Raw genomic sequence first — 23,990 nt, forward strand, 5'->3', positions numbered from 1 at the left:
CAAAGAGCGCCGTTTGGCGCTCTTTGTGTTTAAGGTCAGTGCGTTTTCCGTGACAGGATTTTAGGAGCCACGCCGCCCAGCCACAATGCCAGCAGAATAAAACCGACACTGTTGGCGACAAGGATTTCGATGCTGGAATTTGACCAAATAGCCACGCCGCCCATGCCAGCGGCAATCACCATCATCCCTGCCAAAGTGACAAAAAATCCCCGTTTTCCGAATGGAGCAGGACGATCTGGCAAGGCATTTCGCATTGCAAATAGCGCCACCGCCAGCGAAAGCGCAAACATCGCACAGTAGAGGAATACAGGTTGTACCTGGGTGGCAGCGAGGGGCAGGGTAGCCACGCCTATAACCAGCCAGAACAGGGGCGAGAGCAGCCGCGCTTTGAATGCAGATGTCTGTGACAGGGCAACAATCAAGGTACCAATCACCGCGCCTGCAAGGACATCCGTGACATAGTGAACCCCCAGATACACCCGGCTCATGGCAACTAGCAGGCTCGGCACCCACCAGATAGCCAGGTTTGAATAGCCTGCTTTTTTAAACCACAAAAACACCAATCCCCAGACTGCAAACGCAGTGGCGGTGTGTCCGCTCGGAAATGAAAAACCGGAAGCCTGTGACAATTGTAAATCCGGGTAGAGATAGAAAGGCCGTGGCACCGCCAGATTGAGCTTGATAAAGGTAACAACAAGCGTGACGCCGATGGTGACCAACAGCAACTGAGCCGTACGTTTCAGACCGCCAGTTGCCATAGCAAAGGGCACCAGAATAAAAAACAGTGCGCCGTTCCCCAGTTCAGAGGCAGCGCCAAGAAAAGCGCCAACCGCTGATGGGAGGGTGTGAATGACCTCCTGAAACTTGCGGTTCCACTGTGCATTCCATTGGTTAAACGGCGTAGAAAGCGCGCTGAAATCGGCGTAATTCTGGATGTCACTCGCTGAGCTTTCCTTCAGAAGTGAGGGAAAGAGTTTGACCTGATCGGGAAAGCGGGCATGTTCCAGCAGAAAAGCGTCAGGTTTTCGCATCATGACTGAACGGACTTCACGGCCAAAATGTTCAGCCTGCCAGGCCGCAACCATCGCCGTACCATCGGCGTTTTCATGAACAGGGATCGGATGCGTCGCGCGGCAGTCATAAAGCACAGCATTATCCATCCGCACCAGTTCACGGATGGGCAGAACCTTGATGCCGGTTTCTTCCAGCGTTTCACGAACAGCCGCGTCCGACGGCGTATTGCTGTCGATGTAACCACCGGGAATGGAAAGGCTGTTATTCAAGATATCGCGGGTAATCAGGACGCGCCCTTCGCTATCTGATACTAAACAGGCGGCTCCTTTGATATTGGCGTCGCTTGGGGTTTCAGCTGCAGAAATGAGCGGAGAAAAGATTGCTGTCAGTAACAGCCATAGGCAGAGCAAAAAGTTACGCATAGTCAGTCACAACGTCTTATTTTTCCTGCATTGTAGCCAAAGCAGGGTATGGTGGTCTGTAAACATAGAGCAAAAATTCACTATTTGCTAAAAACGTTAAACACACGCCTTAAAGATGTTGGATTTTAGCGGCAGGAAGGCTCTTTATTGCAGTAATTGGTGGCTTTTTAGGCATTCGAATTAAAACCTGCGAAAAGGGGCTTTACAGCTTTGCCTTACCCTTATAATATTCGCCGCACCTACGGAGGGATGGCTGAGTGGTTGAAAGCACCGGTCTTGAAAACCGGCATACGTTAATAGCGTATCTAGGGTTCAAATCCCTATCCCTCCGCCAAATTAGAGAAAGCCCGCTCATCGAGCGGGCTTTTTCGTATCTGGGATATACCGCCTGGGATAGGGATGCAGAAGCCTAGACGGGGTTCAGCCGAGCGAAGCGAGACAACGTTGCGCGGCGAAGCCGAAGAAGCAACGGCCCGAAGGGCAAGGGAGCAAAGCGACCGAGTAAATCCCTATCCCTCCGCCAAATTAGAGAAAGCCCGCTCATCGAGCGGGCTTTTTCGTATCTGGGATATACTTGCGGCAGAGCTCTCTAACTGAAACGCCGGCTTCTGCCTCTTTGAGAATGGCAATGATCTGCTGTTCGTTGAATCGCTTTTTCATGTTCATTGTCCTCATTGATTGATGAACATTACTAAGTTAACGGTGGATTAGAAAGCGGGGGCAGGTCAATAGTGTTGATGGTCAGTCATTGAGGTCAAGACGCTGACTTCTTTCCATTTGACAGTCTTCTTTGTTCGGCGAACTATGATGGCTTTAGTCAGTGAGCGATATAGATAGTGAGATTATTACAGGGGAAATCTGTTTGATGAACGGGCAGCGAAACTTTCTAACCTAAGTTAACTATGAGAATAATTTCTCGAGTAAGCGTTGTTCCCAATGTAACTGACATGCAGGAATTTAGTTCATAATGTAGATTGACCTGAAATGTTAAATCTTCAACTTTTGATCAATTACTCTGTTTCTTATGTTTAGCTCGCGTTCATCAACCGAGTTAATCAAATGAAATACATATTTTCCGTCGTTGCATTGTTTTTTGCATTCAATATTGCATACGCAAATGCAAATATCTTGCGGGAAGCTGGAAGCTTTAGTGCTTTTATTTTTGAAGACTTCGAAGCACCAAGCGGGGATTCCGATGGCCCCTTGTATATTGGGCAGAATCTTAAAGTAAATGGCTATAGTATTGGTGACGGACTTCCTCCTGAAACTGATGGCTACATTTTGTTTGTTGGTGGTGATGTCACATTTCCAGTTGGAAGGCTCTACTATGGAGATGCTCTAGTAAGTGGTAGCGTCGATGGTATTGGGTCATCTGTACTTGACGGTCTTTCCACTGAGCAGAGCATTGATACAGGTAATTTACCTCTTTCGATTGATGAACAGCGAGCTTATCTTACTAACTTATCTACCCGAATGGCCTCACACCCCGCTAATGGTGCCGTATTGTTTCAATGGGGTGGCTTGTACATGGAAGGTGATGGCAGCAGTAACTGGCAGGTCTTTGACCTAGATTCAGAATCCGTATCCAAAGCTCACACCTTTTCCGTTAAAAACATCCCTGATGGCGCAACGGTCGTTTTCAATATTAAAGGTGCAGAAGCAAACTTAACCACTGAGCCAAAAAGCGTTGAAGCGAGTTTAACGAACAAGAGCTTGGCAGATTTAATTCCCCACAGAAACCGCACCATTTTCAATTTTGTCGATGCAACAAAGATTCGATTGGCGGGTGTGGCAATCGAAGGAACAGTACTGGCACCGCATGCTCACCTGGATGCACCTCATGGTGATGCACATGGCACGCTGATAGCCAAATCTTTTTATGGAGCAATGCACTTAGGTTTTAATCGCTTTGAAGGTGACCTTTCCTTTTTAAACCGTGCGCCAGAGATTGTTTCGTCAGCGCCTAACTCCGTTAATGAAAGAGAGTTGTATATTTATGATGCGCAAGCCATTGATGAGGATAATGATCCCTTAACATGGAGTATTCTTCGCGGTCCGCAAAATCTTAGCGTTGATCCAACAAGTGGAAAGGTAACTTGGAATCCTGACAGTGATTTAGCGGATTCACTGAAGGGTATTAACGGCTACTGTTCAATTCCCCAAGAACCAACCAAACAGGTACAGGGTTCGGCAGACATTCTGATTGCAATGGATGAATCAGGCTCAATGAGAGGCGAACAACAGTGGTTGTCAGGCATTATGCCTACCCTCGAATCATTGTTGCTCGAACGAGGTGTTGGTGCTCAAAGCGATAAAAACCTCTATGGGTCTGTTGGCTTTGGTTACGGCGGTGCCAATTTACCTGCCAGCCTCAGAAAAATCACCACGAATGGTAAAGAGCTCGTTAATGCAGAAGAGTTTCCCGCGATTACAGCACAATACATAGCTTCCGGGGGATTTGAAGACGGTTGGTCCGCCATTAATTTGATGTTGGCCGACTACCCAATTCGCGAAAATACAGCGAAAAACGTCATCGTTGTAACGGATGAAGACCGTGATAACGGCAACTCTTCGATAACGTTCGATTCGTTGAAAACAGATTTACTTGCGAATAGCGCCGTTCTGAATGTCGTGGTAAATGGTGGGTTTATTTGTGAGGACGGTCGACAGGCGCTTGGTGTTGATGCTAACGGCAATGGTTATGTTGCTGAAGATAATGGTAATTTCAGTATTTGTTCTGGCGCGAAACACAATGGTAGAGCCGATGGTGCTACCAATGCTCACTATATAAAGCTCGCATTGGAAACAGGGGGAGCCGCTTGGGATCTTAATTATCTTCGTCGTGGTGGCGTTTATGCACAGGCTTTCAGCAAGGCATTTGTTGAAATTAAAGTACGAGAAATTATCAACCAACTTCCTCCTATTCCACAGTCAGATGTCATTGTTCAGCAAATATCGCTTCCTCATGATGCAGCAGATTTAGCACAACTAGATATTCCAGTAACCTTGTTAAACCGTGGCTTAGCAGACATTTCATCCTCAGCTTCTATTGCGCTTTTTGAAGTGTTAGCGAATGGCACTACCCGTGTTATTTCTAGTACGACAACAGATCTCAATTTGCCATCGGAAGCGACTCAAACGCTTTGGTTTAGTGGCGTTACCTTATCTGAAAATGCCCTTTCGCTTGGTGCAAGTGTCACTTTGGGGGATTCGACATCAGAATGTCTCATTGATAATAACCAAACGCTTCGAACGCTTGTCAGTCTTCAGGTGGCAGACGACTGGGGGGGCGTTGATACACAACTCTTCGAGATTGGCGTCAACAATGTCAATGATCCTCCGACAGCGGAAGTGACGGCGTTAGAACAAGAAATAAACGCAGGTACAGAAGTTACGATTGAGCTTCAGGTCAACGATCCTGATCTGGGCGATCAGTTGGAGTATTCTCTGGTTGGTGCGCCGTTTGGAGTGAAGGTTGACAAACGATCCGGAAAAATTGTTTGGGATACTTCGGATGTTGAACCGGGTACCTATGTTTTCACGATTGTAGTGACTGATCTAGCAGGCAATCAGGTAGAAATTACGGTGACCGTGACGGTCAAGAAAGAGCCTAACCTACCACCTGATATTACGTCCATCCCGGGCTATCAGGCGACACAAGTTACGCCGTATGCCTACCAAGTTGTCGCAACAGACCCTAACACTAACGACAACGTTATCTATTCAACCTCAGTTGGGACAATTGATGGTATGACTGGCGACTTGGTGTTTAGTGCCAGTGAAACAACGCCGGGATGGCAAAGTCCTGAAATATGTCAGATGCCAGCAACGTCAACCGCTGATTTTAATCCCATAGTGAAGTGGCACTGGAGCGGTGGAAATCAAATGCCTGAATATAATCAGGTACTTGGCGCGCCGATCGTGGTACAGCTAAACGATGATAATGGTGATGGTTCAATAAATGGATTTGACCATCCTGATGTGGTTGTGGCTGCTTTTAAAAACAGCAGTTTTAACAGCCCTGGTGTTATCCAAGCGCTTAGCGGTGTAGATGGCACCGAAATTTGGTCGGTATCGACAACCGGCCCATTGGCAGACCCCTGGCACGGTGTCGCAGCTGCCGATATAGATGGCGATGGTCTAGTTGAGATAGCCACTGGCTTTTTAAACGGAGAGCTAGGGCTGTACGAAAATGATGGGACACTAAAGTGGCGAGTCTCAGCAGGAGGGAAAGGGCAAATTACCATCAGTGATTTGGAAGGAGATGGTTCGCCGGAAATCATTTATGCCGGTGGCGTCTACGACAATCAAGGAAGTAAACTATTCTCTATCAACGCTAGCACCATACCAATTGCATTTGATTCCAATGGAGATGGAACTCAAGAGATATTGTCAGGTGGTAATCTCTATGATTCTGTTGGAAATGTACTCTGGACGGGTCCGTCAATGGAGTTCGCTGGAGTGGCTGACTTTGATGGGGATTTATCACCTGAAATTGTAGTTGTTGGAGCTAATCAAATTAGCTTGATGAATGCTGATGGTACATTTGCTTGGGGACCTATTGCCATAGAAGGCAGTGGTGGCGGTGCTCCTACAATCGCAGATGTGGATGGTGATGGAAAGCCTGAAATTACCTTAGCTGCAAAGTCTTTTTACTTTGTTTTTGAAGATGATGGCAGCGTTAAGTGGAAAAAGGTAACACAAGATATAAGCAGTGCAAAAACAGGGTCAACAGTCTTCGATTTTGACGGTGATGGAAAGGCAGAAATTCTTTACTCAGATGAGCTCTATTTCAGAGTATTTGATGGAATTACTGGCGATACACTTTACGAGCTACCTAATCCTTCAGCAACTTGGGTTGAGTATCCTGTAGTTGCAGATGTTGATAATGATTTGCAAGCTGAAATCGTACTGGTTTCAAATAACTTTAGATGGCCTGGCTCCACAGGTGTGCGTGTTTTGGAGGGTGCTAATTGGGCACCAACCCGTTCGATATGGAATCAACACGCTTATCACATCGACAACATTAATGATGACGGCTCTGTTCCTTCGGTACCCGCGGAAAGTTGGCTATCACACAATACCTATAGACTAAATACGTTCGCCGATCGTGCATTGACAGCATTATCTGACCTTAAAATTAGCGACGTAAACTATCTAGACGGTGTGCTAAACCTGACTGTTGAAAATGGAGGAGAAGCCAAAAGCCAAGATGGCCTGACGGTAACCCTACTTGATAACCAGACTTCCGCGGTAATTCGCACTTGGTCAATACCTGACTTAGATATCAACGGGCAATTTTCAATTTCAGATATTGTCGACTTGTCGACCTTCGAATCAGTAACGCTGATTATTGATGACGCCGGCTATGAGACGGAATGTAACCGTTTTAACAATAGAACCCGTTTTGACCTGATCACAGTTACTGCAACTGATCTGGAAGGGGCCAGCGACTATCAGCAGTTTTCAGTAAGAACCGAACCGCTCAATATTGCACCAGTGGCGACTCAACCAGAGAGTGTTGAGCTAGTAACCAATCAAAGTTTGGTGCTTACACTAGCAGCGTCAGATGCAAATGCTTGGGATGTTGTTACGTGGAGAGCAATCGGGTTACCAAGTGATGCGATCTTTGATGGCGTTTCAGGAACGTTTAAATGGAAACCGAGCTCACTTGATATCGGGGCTCATAGTTTCGTCTTCGAAGCCGTTGACACTTATGGCGCATCATCTCAGGTCACGCTTGATGTTGTTGTCGTCCAAGAAAACCAAGCGCCTACTATTTCGTCCATGCCAACCCTGAGTGCGATCGAAGATACTGAATGGCAGTATCAGATCGTCGCGACAGATCCGGATGGTGATACATTAGCTTACGAGGTGATGTTCCCATCGAGTATCACAGTTGATAGTGCTGGACTGGTTACTTGGCTCACGCCTGTCGTTGGTGTTCACAGTGTTGCCTTGAGAGTCAGTGATGGTCGAGGTGGTTTCGCAGAGCAAAGCTTCCAATTGACCGTTGAGGCAACACCAGACTCAATACCAGTCATTACGTCGCTGCCAGAACTGACGGTGGAACAAGGAAATTCATATCGCTACCAAGTCATTGCTAATGACGCAGATGGTGACACGCTGACTTATACCCTGACTCAATATCCCGTGGGTATGGTAGTTTCATCGTCGGGGCTGATTGAATGGGCAGTTCCGTCGAATGCGGCGGAGGGAAATTATCCAGTTGAAGTGACGGTATCTGATGGTCAGTCCGCAGCGACGCAAGCGTTCAACGTTGCAGTGACGACATCAACTCAAACTTCGCCACCAACAATTACTTCCACGCCAATGACCTCGGCGGTGAAAGGCGACATTTATCAGTATCAAGTTGTTGCATCTGATGCGGATGGCGACGCGCTGACATACAGCTTGTCGAATTCCCCTGCGGGTATGGCTATTACTAGCAGCGGGTTAGTCCAATGGGCTGTGCCTGCTGATTTGAGCGATGGTAGTTATGCCGTTCAAGTGGTCGTTTCAGACGGAAAATATGACCTCACTCAGGCATTCGACATTTTGGTGAATGCGTCTGGTCAGAACTCGCCGCCAACAATCACATCTACGCCAATGACCTCAGCTGCTAAAGGCGATACTTACCAGTATCAAGTCGTTGCATCCGATGCGGATGGCGAGACGCTGACATACAGTTTGGCGAATTCTCCTGCGGGTATGGCTATTACTAGCAGCGGGTTAGTCCAATGGGCAGTGCCTGCTAATTTGAGCGATGGTAGTTATACGGTTGAGGTCGTCGTATCTGACAGTCAATATGCGGTTTCTCAAACGTTTAGCATTTTCGTTGGTTCTTCGACAACGAATGAAGCGCCAATTATCACTTCCGTTCCTAATGCGGCAGCGATAGCAGGTCAACAATACCGATATCAAGTATTGGCGTCGGACCCAGATGGTGATGCGTTGTCATTTTCTCTCAATCAATCCCCTGCTGGGATGGTAATAAATCAGTCTGGGCTGGTCGAATGGGCGGTGCCTCAATCCTTCGCTGGTAATGCTCCTGTAGAAATCATCGTGTCTGACGGTAAAGCGCAAACCAAACAGAGCTTTGGCATTCTCGTAAACAGCGCTGGTGGAAATCAGCCACCTGTATTTACTTCTCAACCTGTTACACAAGCAGTGATTGGTGAATTTTACGACTCACCTATGCCTGCATCTGACCCTGAAGGCGATGCTTTATCATTTACATTGCTTGAAGCACCACAAGGTATGTCAGTCGATGCGAACGGCAATGTGTCTTGGCAAGTACCGTTGACTGCATCTTCTTCTGTCAGCGTGACACTAGAAGTTAGCGATGGTGTCAACTTCGTTCGAAGAACGTGGAATGTGACAATCTCTGAATGGTTGTTGCCACTTGACCTTGGCATCGGGGTCAGTGCCGGATCGTTGGAAGTCAATCAATCGGCGTTAGTTCAAGCGCAACCATCGGGTGGTAAACCACCTTACCAGATCGTGATGACAGCGAATGGTAATCCTCTCTCGTTGGATAGTCAGTTAGCAGCAGAAGTGCTGGCCAGTGCACCGTCACTTATCAAGCTGGTAGCAACTGTTGTTGACAGCAAAGGCACATCTGTAACGACCACAGAGACAATCTCTGTAATTACAGGGACTGATGTGGCAGCACCAACAGTTTCCATTGACACACCAATCAATGGTTCGGAAATCTCCTCGCTGACTGATGTTGTCGGTACGGTGCTAGATGACAATCTTGCGAAGTATGTATTGAGCGCCTATCCAATAGACGTGCCAGCAGAGCGTCAAGTGTTGGCGGAAGGATTCAACAATGTTATTGGCACATTGGCCGAATTCGACCCGACAATGCTAAACAATGGTGCTTACACAATTGTGATCGAAGCAGAAGACGTTGACGGCAATCGCAGTGCGGCAAGCACGGATGTCATCGTCACGGGTGACATGAAAGTGGGTAACTTCTCCATCACACAGCGAGACGTTGATATCCCAATGATGAGCATCCCTCTGACGCTGGATCGTACTTACGACAGTAGAAACAAATCTCAACAGGGTGATTTTGGCTATGGCTGGAGCCTAGGTCTGACTGACGTCAGAGTTGATGAATCAGAAGTGATCGGCATGTATTGGTCTTTGAACCACTACCCGAACAGCAACATATTGTTCTCTAAGTACTGTATCGAGCCAACAGGGGATACACCAGAGGTTACGGTGACGCTTCCTGATGGAGACGTAGAACGGTTTGAAGTGGAGTTGATCCCTGCGTGCAATGCGATTGTGCCAAAAACGGATGTAACGCTGTCTTTCAAAGCAATTGGAGATACACAATCTACTCTAGAGCCTCTAGAGAACAAGCAACTGCGCTTCCAAGGTGGGCAGCTCTATGACTGGTCCTCGCTGATTGATATTGCAGATCCAGACAGGTATGCACTTGTACTGAGAAACGGTACAAGAATTGAAATCGATCAGCTGGAAGGTTTGGAGAAAATCGTTTCGCCGACGGGTCAGCATGTTCAATTTACCCGAGACGGCATTATTCATTCTGAAGGAAAAAGCGTTGTTTATAACCGTGACGCCAAAGGTCGTATTGAACAAGTCGTGGAGCCATCTGGTGCTACAACACAGTACAAATATGATGTCTTAGGTAATTTAAGGGCCGTCACTGACCCGTTAGGAAATACGACAACCTTTGAGTACAACCGCAATCACGGTTTACTTAATATCAATGACCCTCTTGGTCGTCGTCTGGTTCGAAATATCTACGATGACAGTGGAAGGTTAATTGCTCAGGAAGATGAGCAAGGTAATCGTACTGAGTTTTCTCACGACATTGCCGGGAAACAATCAACGGTTGTGGACCGCAACGGGAATACTCGCTTTTACTACTACGATGACAACGGAAATGTCACGACAGAGGTAGATGCCTTAGGTAATACGACACAGCACACTTACGACGCCAACGGCAATAAACTCAGCACTACAGACGCACTAGGTAACATGACGCGAGCTACGTTTAATGCAGATGGTGACCAACTGTCCTACACCAATGGTGAAGGCAACCGCACCGAATTTGTATATAACGAATTGGGTTTGGAAACTGACATCATCGACACTTTAGGCAATCGACACGTTAATGCTTACGACAGTGTTGGCAACTTGATGAGTACAACAGACCCGAGAGGAAACACTGAGTCATACACTTATGACTTCAAGGGAAACCATATCGAAACCACGGATCCTCTTGGACAGGTGACAACCTACGCTTACGATGCTGATGGTAATAAGATCGTTGAAACTTCGCCGATGGGTACGGTAAAGCGCTACGAGTACGACAGTAGCAATAGAGTGACGCGTGAGGTAACAGAGAAAGTGCTAGGTGGCGTTACGCAAGAGGCAGTGACAACCTATGTGTATGATGCCAAAGGCAATACTGTTGAAATGACAGACAGTCTTGGTAACTCTACCTTCTCGGTCTTCGATCCGCTAGACCAGCTGGTTGAGTCAACCGATGCGCAAGGTAACACCACCTTCTTCGAGTATGACGGATACGGAAGAGAGATCGCTGTTGTTCATCCGGACGGCACAAGAACAGAAAAGTCCTATGATGCAGAAGGCAATGTTATCTCTGAAACGGATGCTATGGGTCGTGTTACGACCTTTGAATATGATGCTGTCAACAGACAAATTGCCCGTGTTACGCCAGAAGGTGGACGTTTTGAAACAGAATTTGACGCAGCAGGAAGGATATATGCAGAGGTTGATGCGTTAGGAAACAGAACTGTTTATATCTATGACCCTGCAAACCGTCGTATAGGTACGGTAGATGCCGCTGGCAATGTGACGAAGTCGGAATATGACAGTGAGGGCAACGTATTCGCGACCATTGATGCTTCAGGAAATAGAACTGAGTATGAATACGATGCTTTAGGCAACAAGACGCTAACTCGCTATGCTGATGGAACCACAGAGCAAGCGTTCTACGATGCCTTGGGTAGGCAAACCGAAATCGTCGACCAAGCGGGTAACAAAACTCATTACGAATATGACGGAGATGGACGCTTAGTTGCGGTAGTGGATGCACAGCTTCATCGAACTGAATATCGTTATGATGAGATGGGTAACCGAACTGCTCAAGTAGATGCTCTTGGCCGCGAAACTGCGTGGACATACGACCTCGTTGGAAACATGTTGTCGCGCACGTTACCTATGGGACAAACAGAAACATTTACATACAATACGCTTAACCAACTCGAAACGCATGTTGACTTCAACGGCCTGCTAACCACTTATACCTACGATGCTGTTGGCAGAATGGTCAGTGAATCGGTTGGGTTAGGCACGACAAAAGAGCAAATTATTACGCATCAATATGATGCGGCTGGAAAGACGGTTCTGACGTCAGTTGAAAATCAAGCTGGTACTGAAACCTGGACGTATCAATACGATTTGCTTGGTCAACTGATAACAGAGCAACAACCTAGTGGTGATGTTCTGTCTTATACCTATGATGTTAATGGCAACAAGACAAGTCTGACTGTGGATTCTAAGGGCGTAAGTGAAACAACGCTTTATGAATACGATTCACTCAATCGTCTGGCTATGGTTATTGACAACCAAGGTGCGACAACTAGATATACCTATACTTCAACAGGACATAATGAAGTTACCTACCATCCAAACGGTACGTCCACTCATCATTTTTATGATGACCTGTATCGTCTGGTTGAAATGTATACTCAGTCTAGCGATGGTTCAAAGTTAACGCACTTTGTGTACACCTTGTCCCCAACGGGATTGCGCTTGAGTGTCGAAGAACGGCATATCAATCGTGTTGTAAGCTATCAGTACGATTCTTTGAACCGCATGCTGCAAGAGAGCCATAAAGAATCAGACGGCAGCGAACTTGTCATTGCGCATGAGTATGGTCCAACAGGTAACCGCCTGAAAGAAATACGTAACGGCGTGGAAACAGTGTTTACGTATGACGCAAACGATCGATTATTGACTAAGGATGGAGCGACTTACATCTATGACGATAATGGTAGTTTGCTGTCAGAAAGTGTTGTGGGTGGAGAGACCACGACGTACAGCTATGACGGGAAAAACCGTTTGGCGCTTGTCAAAGCTGGATTGGATTCGATTGAGCATGGCTACAACCCTGAGGGGATAAGGACGTTGTCAGTACGTAATGGAGCCTCTACACACTATGTAGTCGATAGTAACCGACAGTATGCGCAAGTTGTACGTGAACATGGTCTTATTAATAAATCCTACGTTTATGGTTTAGATTTACTCAGCTATCAAGAAAATAGTGACCGCTATTTCTTTGTGTACGATGGTTTAGGTTCAACTCGAGCGTTGACGGACATTGCTGGAGTGGTCACTGACAAGTATGACTATGAAGGCTATGGCACTGTTTTAAACCGTGAGGGAAGCTCTTCAAATAGCTATCTATACACGGGAGAGCAATTTGATGCTTCGCTTGGGAAATACTATTTGAGGGCGAGGTATTATGACCAATCAACAGGGCGATTTACGCAACAAGATACTTGGCTTGGAAATAACCAAGAGCCAATTACTTTAAATAAATATTTATATGGTAATGCTTCGCCTGCGAACTTTATTGATCCGACTGGGCATATGAGCATGATGAGCCTAAACATATCAATGTCTACAAGAGGAGCGCTTTCATCAGTTGCTGTACCAAATTACTCTGGGGCTTTGCTAAAAGTTCTGAGTGCAACGGTACAAGTATCCGGCCGAATAACATCGCGTGCACTTGTAAGAAAATTAGTACGAGATAGAACCAGAGGAAAGCTTCCATTTAACTTGTTGGTTGTTGGTTTTGATAGTCCAGATATGATTGCACATGTAAGCAAAGCACAGGCATCCATACCAGGTTCAGTAATGTTAAGGTATGACCGTTCTGTAGGTGGAGCTAAGGGTGGAAGACGGTGGTATACGCGTATGGGAGGGCTGCCAGGATGTATGGGACGAACCCCTTCAGGTATGAGTTGCGATGAATATCCTATGTACAAAACCACTAGAGGTGGTTATTCAATGTACTCATTAGGGTTGGTATCTCTAAAGTGGGTGAATGCAGCACAAAATAGCTATGTCGGTGTGCACTTTGGTGTCTTGTCTAGATATATGAGACGTGACAAGAACTTTGTTGTTGCTACTTCTCCTCTTTTGCCGACAATGGCTTTGCCGAAGAGGTAAACATGTTAAAGTTAGCGTTCTCTCTTGTTCCGGAGCAGGTCGATAGCAAGTTTGTCTGTAAACAAGCGAGCTTACTGGATAAGAAGTTTGATTGGAGTAAAAACAAAGATGTAGAGAGAGCGCTCTCCCTGTTTTCTTATCTCCACGCGTTGAACAAGAACGCGTTAGCGATAGAAATTATCGAGGCATTTGTCGATGATATGGGAGAGAAAAATCGCGGATTTCAACTCTACAATAAGCTCTCAGTTGTCGCATTGCTTGCTTATCTCTTAGACGAGGAAGGTAGGGCAGTAGAAGCCCAGCTTAGGGTGGAGCAATATGCTGATCTCGCGAAAAGAGCAGATTATGACTTCAAAAAAATCTTAGACGATATGCCTCAAACCATAGCAGCGTATTATGAGCAGCAATGGGCAGCCAGCCAGTTTGAGAATGACAATACTAAGCGTGAGGATATTGATGGTTGCGCATCCAATATTGTGATTGTTCTAGAATACTTTGCCCCTATTAAGTTTTTATGTGCTGGTGTTGCCAAAACAGTATTACACAACCTTGAAGAGATACTGATCGTAGAGAAGGAGAAGTTATCTCTACTCTTGTAATATGATCAGATAATAATTTTTCTTGTGGGTTATATATATTTTCTGGAGCAAGGCATTGAGTTTTAAATATTTCAAGTAAAAACAGAAGTAACGAAAGTTCTTTAATCTGTAGGTTGAAAAATTCACTCAGTAATAAGTTTTCCTCAATGAGTGGCAAGGATGTTGAGAAAGCTAATCGACTTGCTGTATATGTATTAAGCTGTGGCGACAAGGAACAAACGCTAGCACTACTGGAAAGCTACATAAGAATAGATCTTAATTCCTTGAAGCTATATGACTATATGGAGTATATCGACGCGCTGTCTATAGCCGCTTACGTCATGAAAGAGCAGAAAGATGAAAAGAAAATGTGCTCTTATATCGATCTCTTGAAGCAGTACTATGAGAAAGAAGAGGCTGATTATGAGGATCGTTATTGCGAAGAAGTGTCATATGGGTATTTTAGTTTAATGGCAGCATCGTGTTCGGATCTCCTTGAAATCAGAGAGCATACCGTAAGCCAGCAAGCTGAGTGCTTAGCTTATAATGCTATTGGGTTTATCAAGTATTAGGCAATGGCAAAGATCGATGAAGATAAGTTTCCATTTGGAGGTTCTATATATATCCAAACCCACATTGAAGGTCACTTAAAATGGCTAAAATAGATGTTATAGTGACTTTTGTATCAACAAGACATATTTCGTTACTTTATCTAAGGACAAAATTCCGTTTCTCAATGATATTAACTAATGATGATTAGCTATATCAATGAAAAAATTGGATTTTACTTCGAAGGTGGCTTTGAGAAAATGATTGTCGACGCTCAGCTAATTTAAAACGAAATCTATGCATGGGCAAGTAAAGCTGTCTTATTCAATTGTTGCTTCAAAGATATAAGTGAATTTACTGATGAGGAAAAAGAGAACGCCTATGCGATGGTAGAGTTACTATATATTTCCGTAGAAGTTGGCTTTATGTTGGTTAGGTTACAGAAGAGACATTTGAGGATATTTTTTATGGCCATGAGCCTTACGGTGAGAAATTTAGAAGTGAATTGCAGGAAGGTTTTAATTTTCTCATTAATAATGGTGTCGACTTATACCAGCTTATTGAATGTAACTAAGCTAATTTAATGTGTTTAATTGCTGATATGAAAAAATAGAAGGATTTTACATCATTATTGTGGTCGAGTAAGTATGCTAGTATCAGCCATTGTTTCAAAGATAAAAACCGAGTGCCCGAAAGGGTTCATAGGAAAAAAGCAGATACGTTACTACGCAGTTTTAACCTAAACAAAGACAGGGACTTTGATAAGGCAATTTGGTTAGTTGCTTGCTTTTATGCTTTAGGACAAGAAAACCTTGCATCTTATTTTTTTGGCCTCATTTGTTGATGATATTGGGGAAGCTGCTAGGGGCTATCAAATTGGGAATAAAATGGATGCACTGGCGATTTTGGCTTATTTCCTTTCGCGCAGAGAATAGAAGGCTCAATCCGAACAAAGGGTGGCCGAATATGTTTCTTTGGTTGAATACCTGCGTAACGGGGATGTTGACTGGTATTGTGTTCAACTTGCAGATGAAGTTACCGATTACGTATAAAGCCTATGATGACCCAAAAGCACTAGGACTAACTATAAATGATCAAATCCTTGGGTGCTGCTCAGAGATAAGGGGCATACTGAAGCAGCACAAAGTCGTCGCGAACCTTGTTGGGGAGAGCAAAAAGCAGATTCTCGATGAATGGGATAAGGTCTTACAGATAGAAAAGGAAAAACTCGCATCTATTCTCAATGGTTGAACTGAGTAATATATTTTATTAGGTACTAATTGTATTGTTTGACATTGTTTATACGATAGGAAGTAAATTTCCCAATGCTAACTTTTTCAATTAAACTTGAAAGTAGTCCTATCGTGGCTAGGATTAAGAAATCGCTTAGCAAAAAGTTCTCTCCAACCAGTGGAAAAGACATAGATAAGGCGAATATTCTCGTTGTGTATCTTATTTCTATTGGCAGAGTAGAAGAAGCTGAGTCGTTGCTTCATAGCTATATAAATAAAGATATATCGTCTTTTAAACTATATGATTACTCAGAGTATTTGGATGCGCTGTCAATCAGCGCATTTTTGAGTGAGTGCTATAAGAAAAGTAATGATGATGCTTTCGCCATTATAAAGAAATACTATGACAAAGATTCGGAAGAACTGGATGACCATAGTCAGGAAATGCCTCGTAGCTATTTCACCGCGATGTCGAGTTCAGCATCAGGTTTACTAAGCATTCGCGACTGGGGTGTGAAAGACAAGGCAGAGTACCTTGCAGAGTATGCGCTAACGTTTATGCATTACTGGGCTATGGCGAAAATTTATGAAGATAGATTTCCAATGGGGGAAGCAGTCGACCTTCGGGTGCGCGTTGAAGGCCATTTGGCGTGGCTGGATGAACTGCTTCGTTGAGATTGCTATTTTTCCGATAAGGGTGATTTTGTGTGCATTTAAGCCCTAACTACGATTGAGAAGGAAAAATATGCAACGCCAATTATTCTCTCGTGTTCTGGAGCAGGTCAATAGTATTGGTTGATACGGTGCTTCGGCTCAACTTTTACATTTATGAAAACCAGTTAACGCAGAATGCCTATGAAGGCTCATATTCTCTAGACGATGAATCCCAACGGTTGCAAAGCGAATTCTGGTAGATGCGGAAAACTGCCATCAGGCTCATTTCGGCAGCTATTCTTAACTCATTCGAGCCGAATGCCGTTTCATCCGCAGAACTTGACGCAAGGTAGCTTGTAACAGATACAGATATTCCGAGCAGCGGGTTGCGTTAACTAAAAAAACGTCACCCTTTAATCTAACAACTTCGCCGCTTCATACACTGCCGTGTAGTCTTCCTCAATTGGCATGGCTGATCTGCTGCGCTTAAGTGAAATCGCGGCGTGTCGTTTGGCGGCTAAACGCATTTCCGGCAAGTTTGACGTGGCGAGCGAGTTGAATGCTTTTTGCAGGCGAACGGCGACTTCGACCAATCCTGCGCCGTCACGGGCGATGGCGGTGAAGGCGTCATCAAACATATCGTCCATATTGATTTCAGGTATCTCTACCTTGTCGAACTTCGGTTCTTCTTTTTCACACCCATCATCATCCTGCTGCCATAACGTCAGCAACCTGACCATTGCGCCAATCACGTGAATGGCGGTACCGGAGTCGTTGACGGCCGGGGAAAGCGCGCGCGACGCGATTTCTGAAAGGACAACCAGCCCAAACCTCGGGTCATCATCAAAAAGCCGTGTCGAACCTATCTGGAAAGCCTTGATGACGTCTGCACAATCCAACTCCTTTGATGTTTTGGTTTTCAGATGAGCCAGTGGACGGCCAGGCGCAGCGAACGTGCCGGGGAGAGCATTGACCATAAGCGTCACTTCATTGGCTTCAGCCCAAGACTGAAGACAGGCAACGTCGATGTATTGCACATAACCCACCTTGGTTGCGTAAATCGCGTGGCCTTCTGGCGATGTGTTGACGGGAACGCCGTTCAGGTTTGGCAGGCATTTTCTCCGCTCCATTGCTCGTGTGGTCGCTTTTTCACATTTATCGATGATGGAGCCAAGCCGCCCTAACCTTGCAATCCGGTCAACCCAGCGGACAAAAGTCAGAATGACAAAGCAGAACACAAGAATGGTGAGGAAAATCAGCAGGAAGAGGCCCGCAATGCCAAAGAAGTCGTTCATGACCGCAGTCAGAGAGACCACGCTGAAAATGAAAGCGCCCACAAAAGTTGAAAGTGCATGCTGTGATACGTCGTCGGCGATCACAAGGTTGAAAGAGCGTGGGGTTGCTGTGCTGCTGGCAGAGGCGTAGGCAGAGACCATAGAAGCGACAGAAAACGTGGCAACGCCCATCATGGAACCTGCCATGGTGGTTAAGAGTGTCTCGATGGAGCTTTGTTCTACATGAGGAACCAACGCCGCCAATCCTGTGCCGTCGGCCAGCTTTGCAACCAGAGAGGCGACGATGGAGAGCAGGCAGAATATCAACGGCCGAACCCAGAGCCGTTCCCGTAACCGGTTAAGGGTAAAGCGAAAGTGTTCCAGAGAGGAGAACATTGCCATTACGTAACCTCAGCCCATGGTTGTTAAGGCATCTCACCAAATTGCTTGTCTCTGGTAAATCGTTGAATCAGGTAAAGGTTTAGCGAAGCCCTAATATAAGGCGGTTTCTCAACTTCAATGCATCTTCCTGAAAGTAAGGGGGGCTTGGAAAAAATATGCCCAAGCCGTGATTTTATGACTTGGGCATAGAGTGCGGGCTTATGGATAGAGAGCGTTACTTATACTGCGCAACCAGCCCATCAATCACTTTCAGCACAAATTCCTGGCAGTGTTTCGCCGTTGCCGGATCGAAGTCCTGCTTGTGCAGGTCTGTGTTAGACAGCACGCGCACGCCGATAAATGGCACGTCGTAGGCTTCGGCTACCAGCGCCGCTGCTGAGGTTTCCATTTCTTCGGTTGAGGTGCCCAGCGTTTCGTGGAACCAGTTGATGCGGTCAATTTCGCGGTTCCATTCGTCAGCAGAACCAATCTTGCCTTCCACCACTTTGCCGTGGCTGTAGCCTTCGGCGTATTTCATGGTGTGAGCCAACAGGGCTGGGTCGCCTTCGTAGTGGGCGTAGTTCACCAGCTCGCCGTCTTTGCGCAGGCGCATGACCACATCAAAGTTTTCCCATGCGGTTGGGTGAATGCCTTCGCCTTTTTCTTTAAACGCGACTTTGTAAGCGCCCATGTTGAAGCTTTCTTTGCCTACGACAATGTCGCCGCGTTGCAGATCAGGGTCGTGACCGCCGGAGGTGCCCTGGTTGATGATGGCTTTCGGATTGTACAGTTCAATGCCCAGCGTGGTGGAAGCGGCTGCGTTTGCCAGGCCGATTTCCGTGCGGGAAACCACCACAGGGTACCCTTTGATTTCGCCTTCCCAGAAAGTCCAGGAACCACGGGTCACTTCCTTCGCGTTGTCCAGCGCTTCGATAAGCACATTGGTTTCCATATCCATCGCGCCCTGTACAAGGATAGGTTGGTTGGCAAATGCATTGAAGGACGTCGCGAGAAGCAAAGAGCTGAGAGATAACGTTTTGAACATGAGTCGAATCAAACAATAACAGAAGAGGTATGTGCGCGAATCATATCTGCGCAATCGTTTGCGTCAAGATAAAAGTGCGACTTATATCAAATAAAAATGAAAGGGTGTGAACGCAGAAAAGGAGTGAATAAAACGACAAAGCCCGCGGGGGAGGCGGGCTTTGGAAAGTGAAGGGCAGAACCTTACGCGCCGGTTTCCTGATGAAGGCGTTGGCACGCTTCGCCGCTGCTGTGGAACAGGTGACAACGGTGCGCCGGGATACCCACTTTGTAAACCGTGCCCGGTTCGATATCCAGAGTGTCTGGACGGCGGTAAATGAAATCGGCATCCATGTGCTTGAGCTTGAGGTAAACCTGCGTCTCGTAACCCAGCTTTTCTACCACCTGTACATCGCCTTCAATGCAGACATCGCCTTCTTCGCAATCAACCAGATGCTCAGGGCGGATACCCAAAGACATACGCGCGCCTTGCTCAACGGTGCGGCCATCAACTGGCAGCCACATGGTCTGGCCGTTTGCCAATTGCACCATCACGCGGTCATTTTCCACCGCTTCAACCTGCACGCTGACGAAGTTCATCTTCGGCGAACCGATAAAGCCAGCCACGAAACGGTTCTTCGGATAGTGGTACAGCTCCAGCGGTTTACCTACTTGGGAAACGAAACCTTTATCCAGCACCACAATCTTCTGCGCCATGGTCATTGCTTCAACCTGATCGTGGGTCACGTAGATCATGGTGCAACCGAGTTGCTTGTGAAGCTTGGCGATCTCAATGCGCATCTGCACACGCAGCGCGGCATCAAGGTTGGAAAGCGGCTCATCCAGCAGGAACACTTTTGGCTGGGAAACCAGAGTACGGCCGATAGCCACGCGCTGGCGCTGACCACCGGAAAGCGCTTTCGGTTTACGCTCCAGCAAGTGACCCAGTTGCAGAATGTTGGCGGCGTTTTCTACGCGGCGTTTCACTTCTTCTTTGTCCGCTTTCGCCAGCTTGAGGCCAAAAGACATATTGTCGAACAGGTTCAGGTGCGGATACAGCGCGTAAGACTGGAACACCATGCCCACACCACGCTGGGATGGCGGGATCTCATTCATGTGTTCGCCGCCGATGTAAAGATCACCGGAGGTAATGTCTTCCAAGCCTGCAATACAACGCAGCAGGGTAGATTTGCCACAACCAGACGGGCCAACGAAGACAACAAATTCGCCTTCTTCAATATCCAGGTCAACGTTCTTGGATATCAGGTTATCGCCGTAGGCTTTACAGACGTTTCGTAGGGTTACGCTCGCCATTGCGTTATTTCCTCTAAGTAGTTTTCGTCGGCTGCCGACCTTTTAGACAGCCGAACCGCATTCTTTCCTGAAAAGAGCACACTCTTTCCGCAGTGGACTTGGCGCCATTCTGTTGAATACAGGCCGTCGAAACATCCTCCTGTTATGGGGGATTAGTGGGGGATGAGGGGGATGAGTGCATCCGTCACACTTTTGCTTTCCATTGGCTGATGTCGATTTTTATTGGCATTACCATGTGCGACGCGTCACATAGGGTGCGCATTTTAAGATATGGCTCACATTGTCTGTGAGAGCTACCTCATGTTTTTGAGCTGCGGCGGCTGGGGGCGTAGTTCGGAGGATGATCTCATTCCCATACCGCTAGGGGAAGATGACGCTGTTACATCAGGCATGAAAGGTCGGACGAGTCCGGCAGCTATCAATAACAATCAGAAAGGACGTTTAAGATGAAAAAAGTTCTCTCCCGTGTCGCACTGTGTACCCTTGCAGCGCTTGCTTCTGCCCACGCGACAGCCGCTATTGAAGAAGGTCAACTGACCATTTGGATCAACGGCGACAAAGGCTACAACGGCCTGGCTGAGCTGGGTAAGAAATTTGAAGAAGACATGGGTGTGCCTGTTACCGTTGCGTTCCCGGACGATCTGGCAAACAAATTCGCACAGGTTGCGGCTGCCGGTGACGGCCCGGACATCATTTTCTGGGCACACGACCGTTTTGGTGGATACGCGCAGGCAGGTCTGCTGGCTGAAATCAAACCTTCTGCCGAGCTGAAAGACAAAGTGGTCGATTTTGCATGGGATGCGGTGCAGTACGACGGAAAAACCGTAGGCTACCCAATCGCGGTTGAAGCACTGTCACTGATCTACAACAAAGCGCTGGTACCAACCCCACCGAAAAACTGGGAAGACATTGCAGCACTGGATAAAGAACTACAGAAAGACGGCAAGCGCGCCATCATGTGGAACCTGCGCGAACCGTACTTCACTTGGCCGGTACTGGCGGCAGACGGCGGTTACGCATTCAAGTTTGATGGCGAGAAATACGACGCAAAAGATATCGGCGTTAACAACGAAGGTTCGCGCCGCGCAATGAGCTTTGTGAAAGGCTTGGTTGACCAAGGCGTTATTTCGCCGGATATGGACTACAGCATCTCTGAAGCTGAGTTCAACAAAGGCAATGTGGCGATGACCATCAACGGCCCATGGTCTTGGAGCAACATCGACAAATCCGGTCTGGATTATGGCGTTGCGGTACTGCCAAAACTGAATGGCAACCCGTCTAAACCGTTTGTCGGCATTCTTTCTGCGGGTATCAGCTCAGCGTCTCCAAACCGCGATCTGGCGGTAGAGTTTATCGAAAACTACCTGATGACTGACGAAGGTCTGGCAATGGTAGACAACGACAAGCCACTGGGTGCGGTTGCACTGAAATCCTTCCAGGAAGCACTGGAAGCTGACACCCGTATTGCAGCGACCATGCAGAATGCGGAAACCGGTGAAATCATGCCGAACATCGCGGCCATGCAGTCATTCTGGTATGCCGAAGGTAACGCCATCCAGAACGTGGTAGACGGACGTCAGTCTGTAGACGACGCGCTGAATGCAGCCGCCAAGCAAATGCTGAAATAACCCAATAGCAGGGAGGGCTCGCTCTCCCTGCACTCCCCGTTGTTATCGCTTTTATATTTGCCTTCCAAAATTGGATTTTGAGAGTAAGGAGCTGGTATGCAGCCAGTGCATGATGCGGGCTTTTTGCAGCCGCAGTCTGAAACAAAAAAAACCGCCCATCCAAACTACCTGAAGTGGACAATCCTCACCCTGATCGCTGCGGTCAACGGGTATGCCACTGTTCTGATGTACGCGCAGGGTGAAACCGCCTTTGCGTTACTGACCGTTTTCCTCACAGCATTGGCTGTTTTCATTTTCGGCAGTAACAAAACTTACGCTCACCGCTACATTTACCCCGGTATTGCCGGGATGGTTATTTTTATCATCTTCCCTCTGGTTTATACCGTGGGTCTGGCGTTTACCAACTACAGCGCCGCAAACCAGTTAACACTGGAGCGCGCCCAGTCGGTACTCATGAGCCGCACCTACCAGTCCGGCGCTGCGTATGGTTTTGATTTGTACAACACAGCAAACGGCTACCGCGTTGTGGTGAAAGACGGCGACCAGTTGCTGCAAACGGGCACATTGGATTTGGCAAACTTGCCAACAGAGCCGATCACTCTGGTAGATTCCACATCGTTTGACGGTAAAAAAGCGCCGATCAAAGAGATTGTGCAAAACCGTACCGAGCTTTCCAAACTGCTGCTGATCATGCCGGACGGCGAAGAAATCCGCATGAGTGGCCTGCGCAAGTTCGCCGCTGAAGGCCCGCTTTACACCATGCAAAGCGATGGTGAAACCCTTTACAACAACCGTGAGCAAACCTACTTCAAACCGAACCACGAGATTGGCTACTACCAGCAAATCGATGCGGAAGGCCAGTTCGTGGGCAAACCTGTCTCTCCGGGTTTTGTGGTGAACGTGGGTTGGGATAACTTCCACCGCGTGTTGACCGATGACGGTATTAAAGAGCCGTTTGTCGGCATTTTCATCTGGACGGTTGTCTTTGCTTTCCTGGCGGTCGCACTGACACTGGCTGTGGGCATGGTGCTGGCGTGTATCGTTCAGTGGGAGCCATTGAAGGGTGCAGGTGTGTACCGCGTGCTCCTGATTTTGCCTTACGCGGTGCCTTCGTTTATCTCCATCCTGATTTTCCGCGGCTTGTTCAACCAAAGTTTTGGTGAAATCAACATGATGTTGGAAGCCATGTTCGGCATCCAACCAAACTGGTTCTCCGATCCGCTGATGGCCAAGATCATGATAGTGATGGTCAATACCTGGCTGGGTTTCCCCTACATGATGATCCTGTGCATGGGCTTGCTGAAATCCATCCCGGAAGATCTGTACGAAGCCTCAGCGATTGATGGTGCGGGTCCAATACAGAACTTCTTCCACATCACACTGCCGATGTTGGTGAAGCCACTGACACCGCTGCTGATCGCCAGCTTCGCGTTCAACTTCAACAACTTCGTGATGATCATGCTGTTGACCAACGGCGGCCCGAACATGCTCAACACCTCAGAGCCAGCGGGCTACACAGATATTCTGGTGAGCTACACCTACCGTATTGCGTTCGAAGGTGGTGGCGGTCAGGACTTTGGCCTTGCGGGTGCCATTGCAACCCTGATCTTCCTGATGGTTAGCGGTATGGCACTGCTGAACCTGAAATTTACCAAGCTGTCGCAGGATTAAGGAGTAC

The 23,990-nt window shown here is 47.1% G+C and carries 10 protein-coding genes, 1 tRNA gene, 1 other RNA gene and 1 pseudogene; 8 read left to right on the forward strand and 5 right to left on the reverse strand.

Annotated features, from left to right (window positions below):
- Positions 1-35: 35 nt before the first annotated feature.
- Positions 36-1,436 carry a bifunctional NUDIX hydrolase/phosphatase PAP2 family protein gene (locus KU854_RS14815; protein WP_218359240.1) on the reverse strand — a complete coding sequence of 467 codons (1,401 nt, stop codon included), beginning with the start codon at positions 1,434-1,436 and terminating at the stop codon, positions 36-38.
- 243 nt (positions 1,437-1,679) lie between these two features.
- On the opposite strand from KU854_RS14815, the gene KU854_RS14820 reads away from it, so the two are divergent.
- A tRNA-Ser gene (locus KU854_RS14820) sits at positions 1,680-1,770 on the forward strand.
- Positions 1,771-1,814: 44 nt separating this feature from the next.
- A non-coding RNA gene (locus tag KU854_RS14825) (RtT sRNA) lies at positions 1,815-1,959 on the forward strand.
- Between the two features lie 47 nt (positions 1,960-2,006).
- Here KU854_RS14825 and KU854_RS14830 read toward each other — a convergent pair.
- A pseudogene (locus KU854_RS14830) lies at positions 2,007-2,096 on the reverse strand (transposase); the annotation flags it as partial.
- 399 nt (positions 2,097-2,495) lie between these two features.
- On the opposite strand from KU854_RS14830, the gene KU854_RS14835 reads away from it, so the two are divergent.
- The 4 genes from KU854_RS14835 to KU854_RS14850 all read left to right on the forward strand — a co-directional run bounded on the left by KU854_RS14835 (position 2,496) and on the right by KU854_RS14850 (position 16,713).
- Positions 2,496-13,679 carry a putative Ig domain-containing protein gene (locus KU854_RS14835; RefSeq protein ID WP_218359241.1) on the forward strand — a complete coding sequence of 3,728 codons (11,184 nt, stop codon included), beginning with the start codon at positions 2,496-2,498 and terminating at the stop codon, positions 13,677-13,679.
- Between the two features lie 2 nt (positions 13,680-13,681).
- Complete coding sequence (locus KU854_RS14840; RefSeq protein ID WP_218359242.1) at positions 13,682-14,278, forward strand: hypothetical protein; 597 nt, start codon at positions 13,682-13,684, stop codon at positions 14,276-14,278.
- A gap of 146 nt (positions 14,279-14,424) precedes the next feature.
- The gene (locus KU854_RS14845; protein ID WP_218359243.1) at positions 14,425-14,829 is read left to right on the forward strand and encodes a hypothetical protein; all 405 of its coding nucleotides are present in this window, start codon (positions 14,425-14,427) and stop codon (positions 14,827-14,829) included.
- A 1,341-nt stretch (positions 14,830-16,170) separates the two neighbouring features.
- Positions 16,171-16,713: a hypothetical protein gene (locus KU854_RS14850; RefSeq protein WP_218359244.1), complete on the forward strand. Its 543-nt coding sequence runs from the start codon at positions 16,171-16,173 to the stop codon at positions 16,711-16,713.
- A 392-nt stretch (positions 16,714-17,105) separates the two neighbouring features.
- Here KU854_RS14850 and KU854_RS14855 read toward each other — a convergent pair whose 3' ends face one another.
- The 3 genes from KU854_RS14855 to malK form a co-directional block, all read right to left on the reverse strand.
- Positions 17,106-18,368, reverse strand: coding sequence for a DUF2254 domain-containing protein (locus KU854_RS14855; protein WP_218359245.1), 1,263 nt, complete (start codon positions 18,366-18,368; stop codon positions 17,106-17,108).
- A gap of 214 nt (positions 18,369-18,582) precedes the next feature.
- Positions 18,583-19,392, reverse strand: a complete 810-nt coding sequence (locus KU854_RS14860; protein WP_218359246.1) for a 5'-methylthioadenosine/S-adenosylhomocysteine nucleosidase — start codon at positions 19,390-19,392, stop codon at positions 18,583-18,585.
- 182 nt (positions 19,393-19,574) lie between these two features.
- Positions 19,575-20,684 carry a maltose/maltodextrin ABC transporter ATP-binding protein MalK gene (malK, locus tag KU854_RS14865; protein WP_218359247.1) on the reverse strand — a complete coding sequence of 370 codons (1,110 nt, stop codon included), beginning with the start codon at positions 20,682-20,684 and terminating at the stop codon, positions 19,575-19,577.
- A 446-nt stretch (positions 20,685-21,130) separates the two neighbouring features.
- On the opposite strand from malK, the gene malE reads away from it, so the two are divergent.
- Positions 21,131-22,312: a maltose/maltodextrin ABC transporter substrate-binding protein MalE gene (gene malE, locus KU854_RS14870; protein ID WP_054778936.1), complete on the forward strand. Its 1,182-nt coding sequence runs from the start codon at positions 21,131-21,133 to the stop codon at positions 22,310-22,312.
- Between the two features lie 96 nt (positions 22,313-22,408).
- Complete coding sequence (gene malF / locus KU854_RS14875; RefSeq protein WP_218359248.1) at positions 22,409-23,983, forward strand: maltose ABC transporter permease MalF; 1,575 nt, start codon at positions 22,409-22,411, stop codon at positions 23,981-23,983.
- The last annotated feature ends 7 nt before the right edge of the window (positions 23,984-23,990 follow it).

Source organism: Enterovibrio paralichthyis, assembly GCF_019209835.1.
In the GTDB taxonomy this organism is placed as follows: domain Bacteria; phylum Pseudomonadota; class Gammaproteobacteria; order Enterobacterales; family Vibrionaceae; genus Enterovibrio; species Enterovibrio paralichthyis.